At 59.8% G+C, this 20,840-nt stretch carries 24 protein-coding genes; 7 read left to right on the top strand and 17 right to left on the bottom strand.

Features of this window, described 5'->3' with window-relative positions:
• The first annotated feature begins 257 nt into the window (after positions 1-257).
• Positions 258-425, top strand: a complete 168-nt coding sequence (locus tag EDC35_RS18615) for a hypothetical protein (protein WP_165903465.1) — start codon at positions 258-260, stop codon at positions 423-425.
• Here EDC35_RS18615 and EDC35_RS17235 read toward each other — a convergent pair.
• The 3 genes from EDC35_RS17235 to EDC35_RS17225 all read right to left on the bottom strand — a co-directional run bounded on the left by EDC35_RS17235 (position 422) and on the right by EDC35_RS17225 (position 2,431).
• The gene (locus EDC35_RS17235) at positions 422-670 is read right to left on the bottom strand and encodes a DUF2442 domain-containing protein (protein ID WP_132978502.1); all 249 of its coding nucleotides are present in this window, start codon (positions 668-670) and stop codon (positions 422-424) included. The two genes, EDC35_RS18615 and EDC35_RS17235, sit on opposite strands and share 4 nt — an antisense overlap.
• A 2-nt stretch (positions 671-672) precedes the next feature.
• Positions 673-921 carry a DUF4160 domain-containing protein gene (locus EDC35_RS17230; protein WP_132978501.1) on the bottom strand — a complete coding sequence of 83 codons (249 nt, stop codon included), beginning with the start codon at positions 919-921 and terminating at the stop codon, positions 673-675.
• Positions 922-1,417: 496 nt separating this feature from the next.
• On the bottom strand, positions 1,418-2,431 hold the full coding sequence (locus EDC35_RS17225; RefSeq protein WP_132978500.1) for a PIN domain-containing protein: 1,014 nt from the start codon (positions 2,429-2,431) through the stop codon (positions 1,418-1,420).
• A gap of 449 nt (positions 2,432-2,880) precedes the next feature.
• Here EDC35_RS17225 and EDC35_RS17220 point away from each other — a divergent pair, with 449 nt between their 5' ends.
• Positions 2,881-3,219: a phage integrase N-terminal SAM-like domain-containing protein gene (locus tag EDC35_RS17220; protein WP_207896296.1), complete on the top strand. Its 339-nt coding sequence runs from the start codon at positions 2,881-2,883 to the stop codon at positions 3,217-3,219.
• Positions 3,220-3,311: 92 nt separating this feature from the next.
• On the opposite strand, the gene EDC35_RS17215 is transcribed toward EDC35_RS17220, so the two are convergent.
• From EDC35_RS17215 to dsrA, 13 genes are all read right to left on the bottom strand, one after another.
• Complete coding sequence (locus tag EDC35_RS17215) at positions 3,312-4,691, bottom strand: cobyrinic acid a,c-diamide synthase CobB (RefSeq protein WP_132978499.1); 1,380 nt, start codon at positions 4,689-4,691, stop codon at positions 3,312-3,314.
• Positions 4,692-4,701: 10 nt separating this feature from the next.
• On the bottom strand, positions 4,702-5,949 hold the full coding sequence (gene nrfD, locus EDC35_RS17210) for an NrfD/PsrC family molybdoenzyme membrane anchor subunit (protein ID WP_132978498.1): 1,248 nt from the start codon (positions 5,947-5,949) through the stop codon (positions 4,702-4,704).
• 100 nt (positions 5,950-6,049) lie between these two features.
• Complete coding sequence (gene dsrO, locus EDC35_RS17205; RefSeq protein WP_132978497.1) at positions 6,050-6,823, bottom strand: sulfate reduction electron transfer complex DsrMKJOP subunit DsrO; 774 nt, start codon at positions 6,821-6,823, stop codon at positions 6,050-6,052.
• Positions 6,820-7,254 (bottom strand): sulfur reduction protein DsrJ, encoded by a 435-nt coding sequence (locus EDC35_RS17200; protein ID WP_132978496.1) that lies wholly within the window; start codon positions 7,252-7,254, stop codon positions 6,820-6,822. Before EDC35_RS17200 ends, dsrO begins: the two co-directional genes overlap by 4 nt.
• Before the next feature lie 104 nt (positions 7,255-7,358).
• Positions 7,359-9,317: an NAD(P)-binding protein gene (locus tag EDC35_RS17195; RefSeq protein WP_132978495.1), complete on the bottom strand. Its 1,959-nt coding sequence runs from the start codon at positions 9,315-9,317 to the stop codon at positions 7,359-7,361.
• A gap of 88 nt (positions 9,318-9,405) precedes the next feature.
• Positions 9,406-10,962 (bottom strand): sulfate reduction electron transfer complex DsrMKJOP subunit DsrK, encoded by a 1,557-nt coding sequence (gene dsrK / locus EDC35_RS17190; RefSeq protein WP_132978494.1) that lies wholly within the window; start codon positions 10,960-10,962, stop codon positions 9,406-9,408.
• A gap of 3 nt (positions 10,963-10,965) precedes the next feature.
• Complete coding sequence (locus EDC35_RS17185; RefSeq protein WP_132978493.1) at positions 10,966-11,703, bottom strand: respiratory nitrate reductase subunit gamma; 738 nt, start codon at positions 11,701-11,703, stop codon at positions 10,966-10,968.
• Positions 11,704-11,899: 196 nt separating this feature from the next.
• Positions 11,900-12,238 carry a TusE/DsrC/DsvC family sulfur relay protein gene (locus EDC35_RS17180; RefSeq protein WP_132978492.1) on the bottom strand — a complete coding sequence of 113 codons (339 nt, stop codon included), beginning with the start codon at positions 12,236-12,238 and terminating at the stop codon, positions 11,900-11,902.
• A 39-nt stretch (positions 12,239-12,277) separates the two neighbouring features.
• Positions 12,278-12,586, bottom strand: a complete 309-nt coding sequence (tusB, locus tag EDC35_RS17175) for a sulfurtransferase complex subunit TusB (protein ID WP_132978491.1) — start codon at positions 12,584-12,586, stop codon at positions 12,278-12,280.
• 204 nt (positions 12,587-12,790) lie between these two features.
• Positions 12,791-13,201 (bottom strand): sulfurtransferase complex subunit TusC, encoded by a 411-nt coding sequence (tusC, locus tag EDC35_RS17170; protein WP_132978490.1) that lies wholly within the window; start codon positions 13,199-13,201, stop codon positions 12,791-12,793.
• A gap of 11 nt (positions 13,202-13,212) precedes the next feature.
• Positions 13,213-13,605, bottom strand: a complete 393-nt coding sequence (gene tusD, locus EDC35_RS17165) for a sulfurtransferase complex subunit TusD (RefSeq protein ID WP_132978489.1) — start codon at positions 13,603-13,605, stop codon at positions 13,213-13,215.
• A gap of 7 nt (positions 13,606-13,612) precedes the next feature.
• Positions 13,613-14,683 carry a dissimilatory-type sulfite reductase subunit beta gene (gene dsrB, locus EDC35_RS17160; RefSeq protein WP_132978488.1) on the bottom strand — a complete coding sequence of 357 codons (1,071 nt, stop codon included), beginning with the start codon at positions 14,681-14,683 and terminating at the stop codon, positions 13,613-13,615.
• Between the two features lie 32 nt (positions 14,684-14,715).
• On the bottom strand, positions 14,716-15,969 hold the full coding sequence (gene dsrA, locus EDC35_RS17155; protein WP_132978487.1) for a dissimilatory-type sulfite reductase subunit alpha: 1,254 nt from the start codon (positions 15,967-15,969) through the stop codon (positions 14,716-14,718).
• A gap of 409 nt (positions 15,970-16,378) precedes the next feature.
• Here dsrA and EDC35_RS17150 point away from each other — a divergent pair, with 409 nt between their 5' ends.
• From EDC35_RS17150 to EDC35_RS17135, 4 genes are all read left to right on the top strand, one after another.
• Positions 16,379-16,570, top strand: a complete 192-nt coding sequence (locus EDC35_RS17150) for a sulfur relay protein DsrC (protein ID WP_132978486.1) — start codon at positions 16,379-16,381, stop codon at positions 16,568-16,570.
• A gap of 21 nt (positions 16,571-16,591) precedes the next feature.
• Positions 16,592-17,311, top strand: a complete 720-nt coding sequence (locus EDC35_RS17145) for a hypothetical protein (RefSeq protein ID WP_132978485.1) — start codon at positions 16,592-16,594, stop codon at positions 17,309-17,311.
• Positions 17,312-17,332: 21 nt separating this feature from the next.
• Positions 17,333-18,037 carry a type I-MYXAN CRISPR-associated protein Cas6/Cmx6 gene (gene cas6 / locus EDC35_RS17140; RefSeq protein ID WP_243651764.1) on the top strand — a complete coding sequence of 235 codons (705 nt, stop codon included), beginning with the start codon at positions 17,333-17,335 and terminating at the stop codon, positions 18,035-18,037.
• Positions 18,038-18,190: 153 nt separating this feature from the next.
• The gene (locus EDC35_RS17135) at positions 18,191-18,529 is read left to right on the top strand and encodes a TusE/DsrC/DsvC family sulfur relay protein (RefSeq protein WP_132978484.1); all 339 of its coding nucleotides are present in this window, start codon (positions 18,191-18,193) and stop codon (positions 18,527-18,529) included.
• Positions 18,530-18,594: 65 nt separating this feature from the next.
• Here the strand turns inward: EDC35_RS17135 and EDC35_RS17130 are convergent, their stop codons facing one another.
• On the bottom strand, positions 18,595-20,340 hold the full coding sequence (locus tag EDC35_RS17130) for a SufS family cysteine desulfurase (RefSeq protein ID WP_132978483.1): 1,746 nt from the start codon (positions 20,338-20,340) through the stop codon (positions 18,595-18,597).
• 167 nt (positions 20,341-20,507) lie between these two features.
• On the opposite strand from EDC35_RS17130, the gene EDC35_RS18920 reads away from it, so the two are divergent.
• Positions 20,508-20,816, top strand: a complete 309-nt coding sequence (locus tag EDC35_RS18920) for a hypothetical protein (RefSeq protein WP_243651763.1) — start codon at positions 20,508-20,510, stop codon at positions 20,814-20,816.
• Positions 20,817-20,840: the final 24 nt, after the last annotated feature.

The following is a 20,840-nucleotide window of genomic DNA, read 5'->3' as shown; positions in this document are numbered from 1 at the left end:
GAACCAATATCGTGGTGATCTACGATCGTTGCTGACGGAAAACTTCGCCATTGTCGGTGAGTGAGTCAACGAAAAATTGGTATTAGCTCGGTATAATTTAAACGCGTTGACTATCCCGTCGCGGTCAGCTTGTAATAACGTTCGATATCCTTGCGCCTTTGCTCATGCCTGACCCGCATCGTCTCGTTCCCACGCTGGAGAGATTGGGCAAGTATTCCCTGAATGGCAGATGCGAATATTTGCACAGTCTCTGGAGCGTGGGAGCTAGAGCATGGTGCACCCCGCTCTCGAATGTCGGACTCAAAGTCATCAAGCAACCGCTCGAAGGTCGTGAAGACGTAGGCCAGATCGCTGCCATTGACGTGCCGGTGATCGCCTTTTCCTCACTCGTTGTCGTAGCGAACGACCTCGCGGGCGGGAGCTAGGGTATGTTCTCTCCGTGCTCCCAAAGCTCATATTCGCTAATATCGATTTCTGAGTTCCATGAAACAGCATAGCCGCCTGATTCAACGGATACGTTCTTGAAGAATGCTGGATTTTTTAAAGGAAAAAACATCTCGCTATTTGTGAGGCGATTGATGTCGTATCGCTTTCTTTCTCCATTTGAGAACAGAACAACAAGGAAATGCTCTTCTTCCGCTATGGCGCTTTGAATTCTTGGAATATTCATGGTTACTGAAGTGGCGGCAATTTCTTAAACTCTTGCGTCTTCCACATTTGGTCGAGATCGAATTGGTAGAAGGCCGCCCACTCTACGACGAGTTTTCTTGCTCTTTCGGGCAAATCACCCTCAATCATGTCGAGCGTTTCGATGTTGAAGATCGCATTGTGTTCCCCATAGACCGCATGGAAGTGCGGCGGCGGATGATCGCCAAAGAAGAGCTTGATGATTATTCCGTAGAAACGTGCGATTTCTGGCATGTGCTTCTGCTCTTAATGTACACCTAATCGAGTGAGGCAAGCCGACCAGCGCACGGCACCACGCTTGAGATCAACTACGACGCCGGCCACGCCGGGTCGGCTTGAGCGATTTATTAGATGTTCTATCATGAATATTGAGGTTCACTCTCGTTCACCCCAATCTACGGCCCTTGTACACGGAAACACCGTCGTACCGCCGCTCTAGCGGCGCGTACAGTGACACGACGCCAGAGCGTCGCAACGTGCTCCCACGCTGGAGCGTAATGGGAGCCAGAGGATGATTTCCTCAAGCAGCTAACGAATCGGTTAAGTGGCCCCGCCGACATAGCATGGCAGAATAAGCCCTGCCGTGTCTGCGGGGTCCGCTCTTGAACCGCTTTTTAGGCGATGATTAACATTCGGCGCAATACGCTTCGCTATTGCGCCCTACGGCCCTCCAACATTAACGTCGCCGACTACCAACCAACGTATGCTTTACTAGTTGTCCCTTACCCGATTAGCTTTCACTTATCTCAATCCGAGTGGTGTACGGAACATCAGGACCTCGGCCTAAATAAACCGTACCCGCATGCAGGTATACGCCTTTGGCAGACTTTTCTGTGCCATCAGTGCTAATCCATTGCGCGCTCACCGAGTTAAACTGATTATGCTCTACAATCTGGTTCTCAATATTGTATGTACAACTACCTTCGACGGTTACGGATGCAGACGTACCCGCGTTGATCTGATTTATATCAGCATTAACAGCTTCGACAACGATGACATACTCCACCGCCAACCGGTCATGATTCTCAGTGATAAAGGCGTTAATATTTTGCGAAGAAAGCTCAGTTAGTCTTAAATTATTTTTAGATACCGTACGAGAGATTTCCTCTTGCGTCGCTTCAAAAATACGCATGGCAAGTTGCTTTGCATCAACGGTAGGCCGATTTCCCTCAAGGCATTCTAAGCACCCTTCTATACTCGTAAAAACGGCTAGAGAGACCCCGGATTCTTTGGCTTCTTCTTCAAGAATTTGATTGAGCTCTTTCCTCTTACTGTCTTTATAAAAATCGCCATCATTACTTACGAGGAAAATATCGTATTCCCGCCCTAAATCCAAAGCCGCTTCCCAGATCGCGCAGTCTTTAAATTGTTGGCGCTTTGTTGAAGAAGGTGGTCGGTTTTGATTTACTCTATGTAACGCCGATTTTGCATGCTCAAGTGTGAAGGGAATTCGTATTAGTAATTTTTCGAGTTCTTGAAAACGGGCAGTTATAGATTCCCTTATTTTATCTTCATTCGGTAATTCATAGGGGCTATGAAACCCTGCGATAGCTTGGATATCTCTAAAATAACGGTCGATTTTTTCTTTTGCTTCGGATGCGGCGATTTCAGTATGCTTGTAAATCTCTTCTTCTATAACTTCGGGAAGACCCAGTTTGTGTTGCGCGGAATTCAGTGTATACAGGAAAGCAGAGCCCATCGCAGTTCTAAGCAACAGGTTTGCCCTCCAGGTGTTGGTGTCCAACAAAACGCAAACTGGTTTCATCGCCAATGATTTATCTAGTAAAGCTAACGACCAAAGCTAAGCGGCGTGCGGCTTCTAAGCTCAATCAAGACGCCAAACTTCGACGCACGTCCGCTTAAGCGACGTGTTGTACGACAGCGCCACGGACAGAAGGTGAGGGAAAAGACGAGGGGAAATGCGCAGGAAATCAAGGAGTGCTAAATCCATCAAGAAGCGATGGATCAACAAGAGTTATCCATCGCTTCTTGATGGATTTAGTAGCATATTTTCCCTGTCATTTCAACCGTCTGCTCCCACACGTTGCTCATCTGATGGCGATGTTCGGACAACTACAATTCGACCTCAAAAATGACGCCGAATCCTGCTTGATTACACATCAAATGTGAGGTATAAAATTTTTATCACTCTGAGCGAACACTGTCAATTTTTATTTCAGCTTTACTTTATCAATGACCTACGCCCAACCCTCTGGCTTGACTCCCGTTTTAGATGGCGTTTCAGTTACCGAGCAAAAACCTCGTTTACTCGATCAGGTGCGTGACCGGCTGCGGGTGAAGCAATATGCCTTGCGGACTGAACAGGCGTATATCGATTGGATCAAACGTTTCATTCTGTTTCACGGCAAGCGGCATCCGAAGACAATGGGCGCGCCTGAGGTCGAAGCCTTTCTGACGCATCTGGCGGTTGATCGCAAGGTGTCTGCTGCGACGCAAAATCAGGATCTCGCGGCACTGTTGTTCTCTATAAAGAGGTCTTGGGAATCGAATTGCCGTGGCTTGGCGAGGTGACTCGGGCCAAATCGTCGCGGCTTTTGCCGATGGTGCTGATCCGACGGGAGGTCGATCAGCTACTGACGCGATGCCTCAATCGATTTCCAGACTCAGGCACCAAAACAGCGCCTGACATGCGCCAGAAAACGATCCGTCCAGGGATTGCCGCCGACCGCGCGCAGATGGCTGTAACAGGCCAGCAGGTTGCCCTGCACGATGCCATCGTGTGCGCCGTCGATCCCCATGCCACGCAACACCTGATAACCATAGGTCCAGGATGGGTCAGGCTGGACGACCGCCGAGTGATGGAATTCATGGGCTGAAATCTCAGGTCCGGCGTGCGGCGCGCGCGGCCAGGGGAAGGCGTCCGTTTCGCGCAGCCTGACATAGCCCCGCCACTGCGGCTGCGGACGCATCTCGACCTCGGCCCTGAGCGCGCCGACCATGGCGCGACGCTCGCCCTTCCAGCGGATGCCGGTACAGAGATACATGAGCCCGCCGCACTCGGCATAAACGGGACCGCCCTCGGCGATGAAGGCCGCGATCCCCTGTCGCATCGAGCGATTGGACTCCAGTGCGCGCATGTGGGATTCGGGAAAGCCGCCGCCGAGAAAGAGCGCATCCACGGGCGGCGGTTCGGCATCCGCGAGCGGACTGAAAGGCACCAGCTCGGCCCCACCGGCGGCAAGCGCACGCAGATCGTCGGGATAATAGAAACCGAAGGCCGCATCGCGGGCGATGCCGATGCGCAGCGGCGTGCCTGTCGTCAGAGCTGACGGCGAAGGCGCGACGGGCGCGTCAGGTCGCGGTGCCGTCCCGGCGATGGCGATCAATCGCTCCAGATCGATCTGCTCGACGACGCGGCGTCGAATCGCCTCGATCCAGTCCTCCGCACCCTCGGCCTCATTGCTCGGCACCAGCCCCAGATGACGCTCGACGATGCCGATGCCCTCATCGCGATGCAGCACGCCCAGCACCGGCAGGTCGGTATAGTGTTCGACGACCGCGATCAGATTGGCGGCATGGCGCGCGCCGCCGACCTTGTTGAGGATGACTCCGGCGAGGTTCAGCGTCGGGTCGAAGGCGCGATAACCCAGCAGCAGCGGCGCGATCCCGCGCGCCATGCCCTGACAGTTGACGACCAGGACGACCGGCGCGTGCAGCAGTCTGGCCAGCTCGGCGTTGCTGTTGGCGCCAGCCAGATCGGTGCTGTCGAAGAGTCCGACATTGCCCTCGATCAGCCCCAGATCCGCCGCGCCCAGTTCGCGCGCGAAGGCGGCGGTGATCGCGGCGCGGTCCATGGTGTGAAAATCCAGGTTGTAGCAGGCGCGTCCCGCCGCCTGACTCAGCCACAGCGGGTCGATATAGTCAGGCCCCTTCTTGAAGGGCTGGACGCTCAGACCACGGTCGCGCAGCGCCCGGCAGATCCCGATCGACAGGGTCGTCTTGCCGGACGATTTCTGCGGGGCGGCGAGATAGAGATGGGCCATCGACCAGGGCTCAGACGGACTTGAGCGCCGTCTGGTCCATGTCTTCTCCGTCCAGCGCAATGGCCTCGTCGGCCAGCGATTCGGGCAGGAATTGCAGGACGCGCACCCCCACGACCGTGACGATGAGGGCCACCGCAACGCCGCCCAGTCCGAGCAGAATCTCGGGAATGGTGGGCAGGTAGGACGCGGCCTGTCCATTGACGCCATCGAAGAAGCCCGACTCCAGAATGGTCTGGCCGGGGAACATCTGGAGCGGATAGACCTGACTGCCGATGATGACGACGTAGAGTGTCGCCAGCCCGCCGAGGATCACCAGGGCACAGGCGGCGGCGATCCAGTTGCGGTCCCGGCCCAGGTCCGGGTGATGGATGATGCCAAGCGGCACCAGACCGCCGACCAGCACCCAGCCGACCCAGAAAAGAAAGGTCTGGAGACCGCCATTGAACAGGAGCCAGTTTTCGAGGCCGTCGTGCTTGGCGCCATAGAGTTTGGTGAGGTGATAGATCAGGGTGAAATAAAGCACGCCGGCGACGAAGAGCCCGAGCAGATTGCTCAGACGCCGCAGGATCCGGGGGCCAAGCGGGCGTCCCTCGTCATGGAAGGCGAACAGCAGTGCCAGCATGAAGACGGCCAGACCGTAGGCAAAGGACATGACCACGAACATGGGCGCCAGAATCGCCGCGTCATACGCCTGACGGGCGACCAGAAAACCGAAGATGGCGCCGGTGGCGCTCGTCAGCGCCAGCCGCCACACCAGCGCCAGGATACCGATGGGCTGGATAAAGGGTGCGCCCTGACGATCCGCCATACTCCAGAGGTAGGCGATGACGATGACGATAAAGCCCGTATAGAGCAGGATATTCCAGGCGAAGATGGAACTGAAATTGTGGTGCGTGATGGCGACGATGAGCCGCTCGGGTCGGCCCAGATCCATGACCAGCACCAGCAGACCGCCCACCAGCAGCGCGACCGCCAGCAGACCGGAGAGCCGGCCAAGCGGCTTGTAAACGGACTTGTGAAACACGGTGCCGATGGAGGCGAGGTTGAGCGCGCCGGACGCGGCGAGGATGAGAAACACGGCGAAGACATGCGGGACGCCCCAGACCACCGAGTTGGTCATGCCGGTGATCCAGTGGCCATGATGCTCCATGTAGCCGAAGGCGAGCACGCCCAGACCGGCGACAGCGGCCAGTATCCCGAGGATGCCCCAATAGCGCGTCGATGGGATGCGCCACTCACGATAGACGATGCGTTTCATACCTTGAGTACCTTTGCCCGCCCCCGAAAATCCTGTTCATCCTGTGAAATCCTGTTAATCCTGTCTATCTTCCGACCGATACCGAACCCGTACATGCGCGTCAGACACCGGCATAGCGCACCCCCGTGTTCAGCGCCAGATCCTCGCGGATCTGACGGTTCGGCAGTTCTTTGAGCATCTGGCGAATGGGGCTGGCCGGATCCTGGAGATCGCCGAAGACGATCGCCTCATGACCGGCGGTGACACAGGCATCGACACAGGCGGTTGAATCCTCGCCCTGATCACGACGCTGGACACAGAGGTCGCAGCTCTCGACACACCCCTTGCCGCGCGGCGCGCGGGTGAGCTGGCCGGACTGCTCGCCGTGGATGAAACTCCGCGCCTTGTAGGGACAGGCCATCATGCAATAGCGGCAGCCGATGCAGAGATGACGATCCACCATGACGATGCCGTCGGCGCGCTTGAAGGAAGCGCCGGTGGGGCAGACATCGACGCAGGGCGGATGCTCGCAGTGCTGGCACATCATGGGCAGATTGACGATGCGTCCGGTCTGGTTGTCCTGGAGCTTGACCTTGCGGACCCAGGCGGCTTTCTGTCGTTCCCATTTGTCAGACGAACCGGTTTCCCCCCGACCCTGGAGATCGAGCCCGTTTTCCCGCCCGCACGCCTCGACGCAGGCCGAACAGCCATCGACGCATTTGGTCGTATCGATCAGCAGACCCCAGCGGACAGCGCCCGAGACCGGCTCGGCGCGCGGCGCGGCGGCGACCTGATGCAGGATGACACCGGGAGCAACCAGCGCCGCTCCAATACCGACGGCGAGGCCGACGAAGGCCCGGCGCTCCGGGTCGATGACTGGATTCTCGTCCTTCATGGATGCGCTTCCCCCTCGCGGCGAGACGGGCTGACGGATTCCTGTCCGCCATTGGGCACGGCCGCGTGACAGTCGAAGCAGTTCAGATCGACGGCAGCAAAGGCATGACAGGCTCCGCAGAATTGATCCGGATGATTGATCGGCGTGGGAATCTGCCGTTCATCGTAACGAACATGACACTCGACACAGCCGGCGAGGCTGTAAGGGGTGTCCCGGACACCCTCATGCACCGTCACGATGCGCTGATGCTTGATGAATTCCATGTGCTGGCGGCGCATCTGTGCGGCGGGTTTCACGCACTCCGCAAGACCGGCGGCACGCGAGCCCTCGACCACATGGCCTTTCGTCTCAGCCGCCTGGAGGCCCGGAACGGCGAGCATCCAGAGCAGCGCCAGCGCAACCGGGCGGGCTCTGCGCAGGGCTTCAGCCATCAATGCCTCCATGTGGATCAGGTGATGTGCTGGCTGCCGGATGTCGGCAGCGAATCGTTGTGACAGGATGAACAGGATTCACGGCATATTCCCCGGAAAGTACCTTATTCGCCCAAACCCATTTTGATGTATCCGGTCGGACAGACATCCGCACAGATGTGACAGCCGATGCAGCGGGCATAGTCGGTTTCGACATAACGGCCAGTGGTGTAGGTCTTTTTATCGACCCGGAAAACGGCGTCCTGCGGACAATAGATGACACAGTTGTCGCACTCGAAGCAGATGCCGCAGCTCATGCAGCGTTTGGCTTCGCTGATCGCCTCCTCTTCGGTCAGACCGATCACCCGCTCCTGAAAATGGCCCAGGACATCGTCAGCGGAGGGTGTCTCTTCGCGGCGGAGATGACGCGGCACAAAGTTGAAGTGACCGAGAAAGAGCTCGTCGTGCGGGATGATTTCGGCGCCGGAGCGATCCTCGTAGTTATGGACGGCATAGCTGGCTGACGCCGTCCCGCGCAGGTCGCCGCTGGCACTGAAGGTCACGGGCGCCAGACCGGACTCGTTCAGCTTCGTCAGCAGGTTGAAATGATGCACATCGATCCGGGGGCGACGCGGCTCTCCGGCCTGCATCACATAGGCGTCGATGGACTCGGCGGCGATCCAGGACTGACCGATGGCGGTGGTGAGCAGATGCGGACGCACGATGTCGCCAGCGACGAAATGGCCGGGCCTGCCGGGCATCTGCTGGAAGGGATCCGCGCTCATCAGGCCGCGTCCATTGTCGAAGGACTCCAGACCCGAGAGATCGCCGCCCTGACCGATGGCGGAGACGATGAGATCGGCGGGAAGCACCCGCTCGGTGCCCTCCACCGGGGTTGGGCGACCATCCGTCAGGGTGCAGTCGGCCACCTTCAGTCCGGTCGCGCGGCCCGTGTCGTCCTTGATGACTTCGAGCGGCATGACGCCATCCAGAATGGTGACGCCCTCGCGGGTCGCATCATGGACCTCGTGTTCGGAGGCCGTCATCCGGTCGCGGGTGAAGAGCGAGGTCAGCGTGACCTGAGCGCCCTTGGCGACGGCTGCCGTGACGGCGTCATGGGCGACGTAGCCGTCATGGATCACGGTCTCGGGCAGATCGCGTTTACCCGGTTTGGTGATATGACCGAGCCGGCGTGCGACCGAGACCACGTCGATGGAGGTATCGCCGCCGCCGACGCAGACGACCTTGCTGGCCGTGACCTTCATCCGCCCCTCGTTATACGCCTTGAGGAAGGCGACGCCGGAGACGCAGTTGGGGGTGTCGTTCCAGCCCGGCACCGGCAGACCGCGTCCGCTCTGACAGCCAATGGACCAGAGGATGGCGTCATAGTCCGCTTCGAGCTGCTCGACCGTCACATCCCGACCGACGCGGGTCTTGAGCCGGACCTCGATCTGGCCCAGATCCAGGATGCGCTGGATCTCGGCGTCCAGTTTGTCGCGCGGGACGCGATAGCCGGGGATGCCGAAACGGAACATGCCGCCCAGACCTTCGTTGGACTCGAAGATGGTGCAGGCATGACCCCTGCGACGCAGATGATAGGCGGCGGACAGCCCGGCCGGGCCGCCGCCGACGATGGCGATCCGTTTGCCGGTATCCGCCGGGGCCGGGTCGAAACCATAGCCCTTGGCGATGGCGTGATCCCCGATGAACTGCTCGACGGCATTGATGCCGACGAAGTCTTCCAGTTGATTGCGGTTGCAGCCGTCCTGACAGGGCGCAGGACAGACCCGGCCCATCATGGATGGAAAGGGGTTGGCGTCGGTCGCGCGGCGAAAGGCGTATTCGTGCCAGTCCATCCCGGCTGGCGGCTGTTCCATGCCGCGCACGATCTGCAACCAGCCGCGAATATCCTCGCCCGAGGGACAACTGCCCTGACAGGGCGGCGTCTTGTGGACATAGGTCGGGCATTTGTGCGAGCGATCCTGATTGAAGATCTGGTCAGTCAGCTTCTCCCACACCTGGTTGCCGTCCTCGAAACGGCGCCAGGATGGCCGGGTTTTCATCTCGTCGCTGGAAGTCGCCATCTTGATCGCTCTCCTCTACCCATTGAACGCTGATCCGGAAACCGGCGCTGCCCGCCGGCCCCGGTCAGGCCGCCTCGTCTGTTTATCGTTATTCCTGATCCGGATCGTCGTCCGGTTGGTCGTCATCGTCGTCTTCGTCCGCCTCATCGTCCGGCCCCGGGGTCAGCACGATGGCGTTGGAGACCAGTTGATGCAGGCTGAGAATCTGCTCCATCTCCATGCCGTAATACGGCAGCACTTTGGTGAACTGGCTCTTGCAGATGGCGCAGATGGCGACCATGTGGGTCACGCCTTTTTCCTGCATCACGTTGTTCAGCGCATCCATCCGGGGCTTGGCGCCCTTGACCCGCAGCTCGATCAGATCGTCAGTCAGCAGACCGCCGCCGCCGCCGCAACAGAAGGTGCGGTCGCGTATGGTGTCCTCGTCCATCTCGTGGAAGTGGTTGCAGGTGGCGCGGATGATGGCGCGCGGGATCTCGAACTGGCCGCCCGGCATGTCGCCCATGCGCGAGGCGCGGGCGACGTTGCAGGAATCGTGATAGGTAAGCACCTTGTCGTCGTTCAGGCTCTTGTCGAAGGTGAGCCTGCCCTGCTGGATCAGATCGTAGGTGAACTCGCAGATATGCTGCGGCACCGGATAGCGCGGATCGAGAAAATCCCAGGGTCCGGCCAGGGTGTTCAGAAAACTGTAGGCGACGCGCCAGGCATGACCGCACTCGCCGAAAACGATGCGCTTGACCTTGAGCTGGATCGCCGCCTCGCGGATGCGCAGGGCGATCTGGCGCATGTTGTCGTAGGAGCCGATGAACATGCCAAAGTTGGCGGCCTCCGAGGCGTGCGAACTGAGCGTCCAGGAGATGCCGGATTCGTGCAGAACCTTGCCGTAACCGATGAGCCCATCGACATGGGGCTCGGCGAAGAAGTCCGCCGAGGGCGTCACCAGCAGGATCTCGGCGCCCTCCTGGTCGATGGGATAGCGCACCCGCACGCCGGTATCGTCGTAGACATCCTCTTCCAGACCTTCCAGGGTATGCCGCAGGGCCGGGCCGGGCAGACCCAGATTGTTGCCGACCTTGTAGACCTTGCCGATGATCTCGTTGCAGTACTTCTGACCGAGCCCGATGCTGTCCAGGATCTCGCGCGCGGCCATGGAGATTTCGGCGGTATCGATGCCCAGGGGACAGAAGACCGAGCAGCGTCGGCACTGCGAGCACTGATGGAAATAGCTGTACCAGTCGTCCAGCATTTCCCTGGTCAGATCCTCGGCCCCGACCAGTCGGGGAAAGAGCCTGCCTGACCAGGTGAAATAGCGCCGATAGACCTTGCGCAGCAGATCCTGACGCCCGACCGGCATGTTCCGGGGGTCGCTGGTGCCGAGGAAATAGTGACACTTGTCGGTACAGGCGCCGCACTTGACGCAGGCATCCAGATAAACCCGCAGTGAACGGTATTTGCCCAGCAGCTCGCCCATTTTCGCAATGGCCCGGGCCTGCCAGTCATCGACCAGTTCGCCCGGAAAACCGAGCGGCTCCTGGAATTCGGCCTTGGACACGAAGGGCGCGCTCTGCGCCATGGCGCCGGGCATGATCGCCGGCACCTCGGTGTACTGGCTCAATGGAGGGACTCTGAATGCGGACTTGGCCATGATTCAGCCCCGCCCCTGTTCGAGCCGCTTCGCCCAGGGCGCGAGATGACGCTGTTCGCGCGGGTTATCGGCCTGATTGCGGCTCGGACTGAAAAAGAGTCCGGGGGCGTGCAGGAGCTTGCTGTAGGGAAAAAGGATCATCAGCATGGCGACCAGGAGCAGATGCAACAGAAGCAGCGGATCCGCTGGCAGCGGCCTGATCTCAAAGGCATAGAGCCCGAGAAAGAAGGTCTTGATCGCCACCACGTCGGTATGGAAGACGAACTTGACCAAGAGACCGCTGACGCCGATCAGGATCAGGAGGGCCAGGATCAGATGATCGGAGGGCGCGGAAATATAGCGGACCCGATCCACCAGAAAGCGCCGCGCCCAGAGTCCGGCCAGACCGATGATCATCGCCAGACCGCCATAAATGCCAAAGGGCTGGACGAGCTGGATGGGAAACCAGACCGGCTCGATGAAATAGCGCAGATGCCGCAGGGTGACGATAAAAAGACCGAAATGAAAGATCCAGCCGAAGATCCAGGTCCATTTGTTACCGCGAAAAAGACTCTCAAAGAGCACCACCTCGCGCGTCATCCGCAGGACGACGCCACCGCGCGTGGTCGGGGCGGGCGTGGTCGGAATCTTCAAAGGGGCCGGAGTAAGGGCGTATCGAGCGATCCTGAACACCAGACCGGCGACGAGCACGAAGGCGGCAAAATAGAACAGGAAGGCATAGACCGTCGTCAGAAAAGCCATGTCTCCGCTACCTCGGCAGATCGATCATCGAGTCGTAGGATTAAATAGACAGGATTAACAGGATTTTCCAGGATCGACAGGACTCTCAAGCTACTGTTTTAAATCCTGTTAATCCTGTCCATTGACGGCATTTCAGGCGGGCAGAGACCTGCCCGGAAAACACCTGAAAATCCTGTCTGATTATCCTTGTTGGCGTTCAGACGCAGCCGGTGGGCTTGGGCAGGCCGGCGAAGCGGCACGCCTGCTTGGCGGGGCCGTAAGGAAAGAGGCTATAGAGATATTTGCTGTTGCCCTTGTCCTTGCCGAGCTGCTTGCCGACCGCTTTGGTCAGGACCCGCACGGCGGGAGCGATCTGATATTCCGCGTAATATTCGCGCAGGAAATTGATGATGTCCCAGTGCTCACTGGTGAGTTCCAGATTGTCCTGGCCGGCCATGACGGTGGCGACGCCCGGCACCCAATCGTTGAGGTCGGCCAGATAGCCTTCTTCATCCACAGTGAATTGCTTGCCGTCAACCTCAATCGTGTTTGCCATCTCGATGCTCCTCTTGATTCAGTTTCTGTCGAACGAACATTACAACCAGGACTGGACGGCTTGATGCTCCACAGCCAGATCCACGAAATCCGCATAATCCACCACGCTGATGCCAGGAATCACGCGCCCCTCGGTCAATCCCCGCGCCCGCAGGTCGGGGCCGAGCACATAGATCCTGAGCCTGCCGAGCGCCTGCATCATCTGGTTCTCGACGCCGGTTCCCGACAGGGCCGCATAGACGCCATTCTCGAACAGCATGACAGCGGCGCCATCCGTGGCGAAGGTCAGGCAGGATTCTAACGAATTCCGCTCGAAGGGCGATTGATTGACCGTATGCAGAATGGCCATGCGCAGCATCCTCTTAAACCGCTAAATCGCGCCCCAGTGCGGCAGGCGATATTTTTGAATTGAACCACTTCGGCTGCATCGACGACGACTGGAGTTGGCGCGATTTATATAAAACTCAAAATATTAAACCGCGCCCCACTTGGTTCCGTGAATGCGCCGAAGATCGAATTTAACCCGAACTCAGCCGCCCGCTCTGAACGCGGATTAAAAGCTGAAGATCGCGTCAGATTCGTTCATCAGCGCGCTGACGCGCGCCCTGTCGATGACCTCAACGAGATTCTCGATTTCTTCTTCGGTCTCCGGGTCTTCGCCAGCGATCTCGATCAGATCGTCCGGGGTCAGCCCGCGCCTTTCCAGCGACACGCGATCCACATAGATCTTCCGGATGTCGTAGTCGCCCAGGGTGCGATAAGTGGGCGAGAAGTTTTTCATCCCGATCCCCTTAGTGTCCTGGCCTTTGATGAGCTGACAGACCCCGTCGTCCAGAAAGAGCACGCTCACGTCCTGATCGAAGGCCGCGCCGATCAGCACCACTTCCAGCGCCTCCCAGGCATGGATGCTGCCGTAGGGCGCCCGGCGATTGAGGTAGAGAAACTTCTTCACGATTTCAGACATGACCGGCTCCCTCAATCCCCGAAAACCACAAGACGGTCGGCCTGGATCGCCGCCTCGACCAGTTGCCCGAGTCCCGAGATACGGAACCGGGGATGGATGTTGGTCGCATCCTTGCCGTTGCGGGTCATCTCACCCCCATCGACGATGCCGCGACGCTGGGCGGCGGCGACGCAGACGACCAGATCCAGATCATATTGCCCGGCCAGCTCGGCCCAGCGGTTGACGATGTGCCGGTCATCCTGGGGGGGAGTGGTCAGACGGGTCGCGTTGTTGACCCCGTCGTGATAGAAAAAAACCCGAAAGATCTCGTGTCCCTTCTCCAGCAGCGCCTTCGCAAAAAAATAGGCCGAGTCGGACGCCTGATGCTGATAGGGGCCTTCGTTGATCTGAAGCGCGAACTTCATGGCAACCTCAAAACCGGATATAGGATGAACTGTTGAGACTTGCCCGCGCGCCGCGCCAGGTATCGATGTGATACTTGGTGAACGGCAGTTCGACCTCCTCGAAGAAGCGCGGCCAGCCGATGCGCTCGATCCACTCGTTGATCCGCTCCCAGTCTCTGGCGCCTTCCTTGTAAGCCTTGAGGATGCGCTTGACGATGGCGGTCGCCTCCGGCCAGCGTGGCGGATTGTTGGGGATGCCAGCGGCGACCAGTTTCTGGAACGTGGGCTTGCCGCGCGCGTTGGAATGATTGCCGCCCACCCAGATCGCCAGCTTGGAGTGCTCGGGATCGTTGATCTGCATCGGCGGACAGGGCGGATAGCAGGCGCCGCAGCAGATGCACTTGCGCTCATCGACCTCCAGCGAGGGCTTGCCGTTGACCATTGCCGGACGGATGGCCGCCACCGGGCAGCGCGCCACGACCGATGGCCGTTCGCAGACATTGGCGACCAGATCATGGTTGATCTTCGGCGGCTTGGTGTGCTGCACATTGATGGCGATATCGCCCTGACCGCCGCAGTTGATCTGGCAGCAGGAGGTGGTGATATGCACCCGGTTGGGCATGTTGGTGTTGCGGAACTCATCGACGAGTTCATCCATCATCGACTTCACCACACCAGAAGCGTCGGTGCCGGGGATGTCACAGTGCAGCCAGCCTTGGGTGTGCGAAATCATGGCGACCGAATTCTGGGTGCCGCCGACCACGAAACCGGCCCCTTCCAGCGCCTCGATCAGCGGCGCGACCCTGGACTCGTCGCTGACCAGATACTCGATGTTGGAGCGGATGGTGAAGTGGACGTAGCCCTCGGCATACTCATCGCCGATGTCGCACAGCTTGCGCAGGGTGAAGACATCAAGGATGCGCTGGGTGCCGGCCTTGACCGTCCAGAGTTTGTCGCCGCTGTAGGCGACATGCAGCAGCACACCCGGACGGGGATGTTCGTGATATTTCCACTGCCCGAAATTCCTGCGCATCACGGGATGCATGTATTGCCAGGGATCGGGGCACCCGGATTCGATCGGCTCGCGTCTCTCGGCCATCGCCTGTTCTCCAGTGATTCTTGGAAACCGTGTTATCTGGCCGTCTCGGCCTGACGCGCGAACCACTCTGCCGCCGCCTCGTCCCAGCCATCGGTGCGGACATAGGAGCTCTGACGCGGGTGATTCAGCATGTTCGGATCCGGCTCGATACCGATACCTTCCAGGAAGGTCGCCAGCCCGATCCGCTCGATCATCTCGCCGCAGCGTTCGTGCTCCAGGCCGTTCTCGGCCCAGAAATCGATGATGGTCGTCGCCAGCTCGACCAGCGACTCATAGTCCTCCTCGGTTTCGAGCTTTTTGAAGGGCACGACGACGGTGCCCATCAGATCGCCGATCTTGAGCGTGCGCTTGCCGCCGATGAGGATGGTGACACCCTTGTCATCGCCGGGATGCAGCGCCTTGGGCATGACGTTCAGACAGTGCATGCAGCGCACGCAGTCGCGGTTGTTGATGTCGAGCGTATCGTCGTCGTTGAGCGCCAGCGCCTGGGTCGGGCAGCGGGTGATGACGTTGTCGATGTAATACTGACGACCCTGCTCGGCGACGTAACGCTGCACCTCGGCCTGATCCACCTTCATGTCGTCACGCCAGGTGCCGAGGATGGCGAAGTCGGAGCGTTCGATGGCGTTCTGACAGTCGTTGGGACAGCCGGACACCTTGAACTTGAATTTGTAGGGCAGCGCCGGACGATGCACGTCATCGACGAAATTGTTGACCAGCAGTCGATGCGCTTTCAGTTCATTGGTGCAGGACATCTCGCAGCGCGCCGAGCCGATACAGGACATGGCGGTGCGCACGCAGGGACCGGCACCGCCGAGATCCCAGCCGTATTCGTTGATCTCGTCGAAAAAGGGCTGAGTGTTCTCAGTACTGGCGCCGATGAACATGATATTGCCGGTCTGGCCGTGGAAGGTGACGAGCCCTGACCCGTACTTCTCCCAGCTATCGGCCAACTGGCGCAGCATGGCCGTGGTGTAATGATTGCCCGCTGGCGGCTGGACGCGCAGGGTGTGAAATTCCTTCGAATGCGGAAAGGACTGAGCGGCTTCGGAAAAGCGCGGAATGATGCCGCCGCCATAGCGGTAAACCGACACCGTGCCACCCTTCCAGTAACCCTTGCGGGTTTCATAGGAATGTTCGAGCTGACCGAGCAGGTCGTTGGTCATCTCATTGATGCGCGGATCGGGATGCTGATCGCGCAGACGCTTGATGCCGGAGACAAAGCTCGGCCAGGGGCCGGTCTCAAGCTGATCGAGCATCGGAGTGATGTGCTTATCGATGGCCATGCGTGGTCGCTCCTCATCGATTGACCCGAGTGGGATCCTTCACGCGCACCTGTCCCATTGAGAGGCAGGTCTTTGAATTCGGGATCTCGCCATTCGGCTTATTATGGTTCCGGCGTTGCTGCGGGTGTCCTCCCATCGAATCGCAACGCCGACACTGACTGGCTCAGGATGCTACAGGGGCAAGAGAAGTAAGTCAACGATCTCTAATATAATTGTTTTCTTATACTTTAAACCGCGCCCGATCACGCAGTCATTAGATAATGCCAAGATCGATCCAAACCAAAAACATCGCCTGCCACACTGGGCGCGGTTTTAGGTCTGGAACGGCGCCGCGCGCAATCCTCGGATTCGGTTGTTTTCGGATCGGGCTGTCTTCACATTGACCGACAGACTGCCATCCGGAGAAACCATGCTCAAGCTCAGCGAAATCCTGGTCGCCAATCAAGACATCGAATCCTTCGATGCGCTCATCCCGTTGATTCAGTCCATCGCCCGCTCGGGCGAGCGTTTTTTCCGCATGGATGTCAAGCCTCCCTATCCGGATACGCCCGAGAACTGGGAAGACCGTCTCGAAGCCGCCTTCAGCGGACTTCTCCGTTAAAGCCAGCCCTGGGTAGCCGTCATGATGCAATTCGACCTGCTCGCCGCCCGCCTCGCCGAAACGGCGCACGATTCCATCCCCAGCCCGGTCATCGAATCGGCGGCCCTGGAATCCCACCTTGAGGTGCTGATCGAACATCTGCAACGCCTGGAACGAACCGCCGCCTCGCCGCACTGTCTCGCCGATCTGCGCCTGCAGGTGGCGCGCACGCTGGTTGGCCTGGAACGGTGCGAGGATGCCTGGCCGCTGGGTCGCGCCGCCTTCGATTATTTCATCGCCGCCGATGAATTCGAGCTGGCGGCGGATGCCTGCGACATACTGTTTCAGGCGAATCTTCCAGACTCCATCGCCGCCCTCGGGCAGGGTATCTGGCTGGCCGTGACCTGCCCCATCGATCCCGAGCTGACCGTCGAACTCCTCAGTCATGTCATCGACGAGACCCCCGACAATGCCGATGGCGCCGCTGTCGCCGCAACCACGGCGCTCTTTCTGGCTGATGTCCGCTCACAGGGCCAGCAGCGCGAGGATCTGATGTTCTTCGCGACCCAGTTGCTGGGGAGCGTCGCCCGGCGCCATAGCGGCATCGACTCGCCCGAGCAGCTCGATCACTGGATGGAGCGGCTGGAACTCAAGGAGCCGGAAAAGTTTCTGGTGCGCCTGCGCAATGTGGTCGATGTCCTGGTCCAGGATAACTGGTGGTTCGACCGTGAGGCATTGCAGGATCGTCTGCCCTTTGCCTGATCGCCATAAAGTGAGCGCCCGATGAGCCCGACCCTGTTCTGGAGTGAGGACGAACGACCGGATCTGATCCAGGTTCCCGAGGATGTCGTCGATCTGATCTTTGCCCTCGACTGTCAGTCGATCCCCGTCGATCACGCACATCTCCTGGCGCGCGCACTGCAAGCCGCGCTGCCCTGGCTCACCGAGGAATCGGGCGTGACGCCGCACAGCATCCATGTCGCCGGTTCCCAGAACGGCTGGGAACGGCCTGCGCACGGCACGGATTCCATCCTCATGGTCTCGCGCCGTACCCGGCTGACCATCCGCGCGCACCAGACGCAGGTTGCGGATCTTCTGACCCAACTGCCCGGCGCCCGACTCGATCTCGCCGGTCATGTCCTGACCCTGGGCGCAGGCCGGATCAGGCCATTGAGTCGCGAAACCACCCTCTTTGCCCGTTATGTCGCGCTGGACACGGCGTCCGTCGCTCCAGACGAACAGGGCTTTCTCGACACCGCCGCGCGCCTGCTGGCAAAAATGGACATCCGCGTGCGCAAGGCACTGTGCGGAAAATCAACCCCGCTCGCGACCCCCGGCGGCGCTGTCCAAACCCGCAGCCTGATGCTGGCCAGTCTCACCGTCGAGGAATCGATCCGGCTCCAGCAGCACGGGCTCGGCGTCCATCGGCTGATGGGATGTGGTCTCTTCATCCCGCACAAGGGAATCGAAGCCGTCAGGACGGACTGACTCCCTGGTCTGTTCTGATCCAGTCGCACGCGCTTACTGATGACGCGTGAATTAGAAAATTATAACATTCGATAACCATGATGAAGTGGGGCATGATCGTGCCGGTACCGCCGCGCCGACACCAAATGATCAAAAACTGAGGAGCACAAACACATGACGATCGATGTGAATGGCAAAAGCATCGCCACGACTGACAGCGGGTATCTTGAGAACCACGCCGACTGGGATGAGGATGTCGCGCGCAAGCTGGCTGAAATCGAAGGGATCGAACTGACCGACAAACACTGGGACGTGATCCGTTATCTGCGGGACGAATACCTCAACAATGCCCAGAACCAGCCAATGGAGCGGGTTCTGCTCAAAGACATGGGGAAACTCTGGGGCACCAGGCCAAGCAGCAAGGATCTCTACACCCTCTTCCCGCTGGCGCCCACCAAGCAGGGCACCAAGATCGCCGGTCTGCCGGCGGTGAAGCGCAAGGGCGGTTATTGACGCATGACAGTCATCAACAAGGCCGGCGATTTGCCGGCCTTGTTTCGTCAAGGGCACAGCGTCGTTCAGCCGCTGTGCCGACTGGCCAACTGGCGCAAACGCTGCACCATGGACGCCAGACCATTGCGGCGCGTCAGGCTCAGATGCTGATCGAGCCCGATACGGGCGAAGAAGGCCTCGGCATCGAAGGCGAGGATCGCGCGCGCAGGCTGTCCCGAATACAACTGCTGTAGAAGCGCGATCAGACCGCGCACGATATTGGCGTCGCTGTCGGCCAGAAACTCGATGATGTCCGCCGTCCCCGGTCGCACCCGCGCGGCGATATGCACCACGCTTTGGCAGCCCGGAACGAAATTAGCCTCGGTCTTGAGCGCAGCGGGCATGGGCGGCAGTTTGTCGCCCAGATCAATGATGTGCTGATGGCGCATCGGCCAGTCGGGCAGGAACTCGAAGACCTCGGCGATCTCGTCGGCCGCCGCCAGGGGCGACTCGGCAGCGGCGGCTGGATAGGCGGCAACCGCGCCAGCGCCCGGCAGAACCGCAGATGAACGCCGGGCATCCGCCACGCACTCGGCCAGCGCCTCGGCCAGCCGGTCGATATCGTCGCGATTGTTATAGACGCCCATTGAGGCGCGCGCGGTCGATGTCACCCCGAAGCGATCCATGAGCGGCTGACAGCAATGATGCCCGGTGCGGATACAGATACCGCGCAGATCCAGTTGCGTGCCGAGATCAAGCGTGGCGATGGGCGGATCCACCATGACCCAGGACAGCACACCGCTTTTACGCTGCGCGGTGCCCTTGATCGTCAGACCGGGAATGGCCGACATACGCTCGGTGGCGTAGCGCAGCAGATCCTGTTCGTGCGCGCCGATCCGCTCCAGCCCGATTGATTCGACCCAGTCGATCGCCGCCGCCAGACCCACCGCGCCCGAAATATTCGGCGTGCCCGCCTCGAATTTGCCGGGGAGCGGGGCATAAGTGGTCAGCTCGAAAGTCACCTGCTCGATCATGTCGCCGCCGCCCTGATACGGCGGCATGGCATCGAGCAGCGGGCGCTTGCCATAGAGCACGCCGATGCCGGTCGGACCATAGAGCTTGTGCCCCGAGAAGGCATAGAAATCGGCGTCGAGCGCCTGGACATCGGTTCGACCGTGCGCGACCCACTGCGCCCCATCGATCAGAACCAGCGCACCGACCGCATGGGCATCAATGATGATCTCGCGCACCGGATTGATGGTTCCCAGCGCGTTGGAGACCTGGTTGACTGCAACCAGTCGGGTCCGTGGCGAGAGCAGGCGCCGATACTCATCCATCAGGATCTCGCCGGCATCGTTGATCGGCATGACACGGATCCGCGCGCCAGTGGCCTGCGCCACCATCTGCCAGGGCACGATGTTGGAGTGATGCTCCAGGGTCGAGAGCAGGATCTCGTCGCCGGGCTTGAGATTGGCCCGTCCCCAGGTGGAGGCCACCAGATTGATCGACTCGGTTGCACCACGGGTAAAGAGACACTCAGCCGGCTCGGCGGCATTGAGAAAACGCGCCACCGTCGCGCGGGCCTCTTCATAGAGACGGGTCGCGGTCTGCGACAGTTCATAGACCCCGCGATGGATATTGGCGTGCTGCGCGCGATGATAGGTGCTGACCGCCTCGATCACCGTCAGCGGCTGCTGAGTGCTGGCGGCGCTGTCCAGATAGACCAGCGGACGTCCGTGGACCTGGGTGTGCAGGATGGGAAACTGGGCGCGGACTGCCGCGACATCCAGTGAGGTGCGGGGCGTTTCGACAGAGCTGGGCAAGGGTTTCATCAGACAGATTCCGTGAGCCGGTGAGCGGACATTCAACACATACCGTACCGAAGGCAGGTTAGCAACGGCATGGCTGTAGCGTGGAACCCAGTATGACACTTGGTTATCGCCGGCAAAAGATGCCGCACGACCGCTGACCGACATCACATCCGCCTGCCCGCCTCAGCATGACTGGCGACGGCTATTTGTGCGGGATGCGCGATCTGAGCGACTACCGCATCCATGCGTCGTCCGAATCAGCACCCATCACCGGCGGCAGCGCCTTCAACATCAAGGCCATCTGGCGCGACGGCGCGTCGGATCCACTGACCGAAGGTCTGACCCAGCTCGACGCCTATCTGGCGGGATTGGGGCTGGACAGCGGCTGGCTGGTGATCTTCGACCGGCGTTCAAACCAGCCGCCCAGCGCCGAGCGCACGACAAGCAGCGAGCAGATCAGCCCGCAGGGCCGGCTGATCCAGGTCATTCGCGCCTAAGCGAAAGCGCCCGCTTAGGCGGGC

Source organism: Thiobaca trueperi, from assembly GCF_004342175.1.
Classification (GTDB): Bacteria; Pseudomonadota; Gammaproteobacteria; order Chromatiales; family Chromatiaceae; genus Thiobaca; species Thiobaca trueperi.
The sequence above is the reverse complement of the archived record's forward strand: the minus strand, read 5'-3'. Positions and strand labels throughout refer to the sequence as shown.

What these genes read in the sequence shown, in the direction of transcription:
- EDC35_RS17235 (WP_132978502.1), bottom strand. Translation starts at nt 670, where the DNA reads ATGAATATTCCAAGAATTCAAAGCGCCATAGCGGAAGAAGAGCATTTC.
- EDC35_RS17230 (WP_132978501.1), bottom strand. Translation starts at nt 921, where the DNA reads ATGCCAGAAATCGCACGTTTCTACGGAATAATCATCAAGCTCTTCTTT.
- EDC35_RS17220 (WP_207896296.1), top strand. Translation starts at nt 2,881, where the DNA reads ATGACCTACGCCCAACCCTCTGGCTTGACTCCCGTTTTAGATGGCGTT.
- EDC35_RS17215 (WP_132978499.1), bottom strand. Translation starts at nt 4,691, where the DNA reads ATGGCCCATCTCTATCTCGCCGCCCCGCAGAAATCGTCCGGCAAGACG.
- nrfD (WP_132978498.1), bottom strand. Translation starts at nt 5,949, where the DNA reads ATGAAACGCATCGTCTATCGTGAGTGGCGCATCCCATCGACGCGCTAT.
- dsrO (WP_132978497.1), bottom strand. Translation starts at nt 6,823, where the DNA reads ATGAAGGACGAGAATCCAGTCATCGACCCGGAGCGCCGGGCCTTCGTC.
- EDC35_RS17200 (WP_132978496.1), bottom strand. Translation starts at nt 7,254, where the DNA reads ATGGCTGAAGCCCTGCGCAGAGCCCGCCCGGTTGCGCTGGCGCTGCTC.
- EDC35_RS17195 (WP_132978495.1), bottom strand. Translation starts at nt 9,317, where the DNA reads ATGGCGACTTCCAGCGACGAGATGAAAACCCGGCCATCCTGGCGCCGT.
- dsrK (WP_132978494.1), bottom strand. Translation starts at nt 10,962, where the DNA reads ATGGCCAAGTCCGCATTCAGAGTCCCTCCATTGAGCCAGTACACCGAG.
- EDC35_RS17185 (WP_132978493.1), bottom strand. Translation starts at nt 11,703, where the DNA reads ATGGCTTTTCTGACGACGGTCTATGCCTTCCTGTTCTATTTTGCCGCC.
- EDC35_RS17180 (WP_132978492.1), bottom strand. Translation starts at nt 12,238, where the DNA reads ATGGCAAACACGATTGAGGTTGACGGCAAGCAATTCACTGTGGATGAA.
- tusB (WP_132978491.1), bottom strand. Translation starts at nt 12,586, where the DNA reads ATGGCCATTCTGCATACGGTCAATCAATCGCCCTTCGAGCGGAATTCG.
- tusC (WP_132978490.1), bottom strand. Translation starts at nt 13,201, where the DNA reads ATGTCTGAAATCGTGAAGAAGTTTCTCTACCTCAATCGCCGGGCGCCC.
- tusD (WP_132978489.1), bottom strand. Translation starts at nt 13,605, where the DNA reads ATGAAGTTCGCGCTTCAGATCAACGAAGGCCCCTATCAGCATCAGGCG.
- dsrB (WP_132978488.1), bottom strand. Translation starts at nt 14,683, where the DNA reads ATGGCCGAGAGACGCGAGCCGATCGAATCCGGGTGCCCCGATCCCTGG.
- dsrA (WP_132978487.1), bottom strand. Translation starts at nt 15,969, where the DNA reads ATGGCCATCGATAAGCACATCACTCCGATGCTCGATCAGCTTGAGACC.
- EDC35_RS17150 (WP_132978486.1), top strand. Translation starts at nt 16,379, where the DNA reads ATGCTCAAGCTCAGCGAAATCCTGGTCGCCAATCAAGACATCGAATCC.
- EDC35_RS17145 (WP_132978485.1), top strand. Translation starts at nt 16,592, where the DNA reads ATGATGCAATTCGACCTGCTCGCCGCCCGCCTCGCCGAAACGGCGCAC.
- cas6 (WP_243651764.1), top strand. Translation starts at nt 17,333, where the DNA reads ATGAGCCCGACCCTGTTCTGGAGTGAGGACGAACGACCGGATCTGATC.
- EDC35_RS17135 (WP_132978484.1), top strand. Translation starts at nt 18,191, where the DNA reads ATGACGATCGATGTGAATGGCAAAAGCATCGCCACGACTGACAGCGGG.
- EDC35_RS17130 (WP_132978483.1), bottom strand. Translation starts at nt 20,340, where the DNA reads ATGAAACCCTTGCCCAGCTCTGTCGAAACGCCCCGCACCTCACTGGAT.
- EDC35_RS18920 (WP_243651763.1), top strand. Translation starts at nt 20,508, where the DNA reads ATGACTGGCGACGGCTATTTGTGCGGGATGCGCGATCTGAGCGACTAC.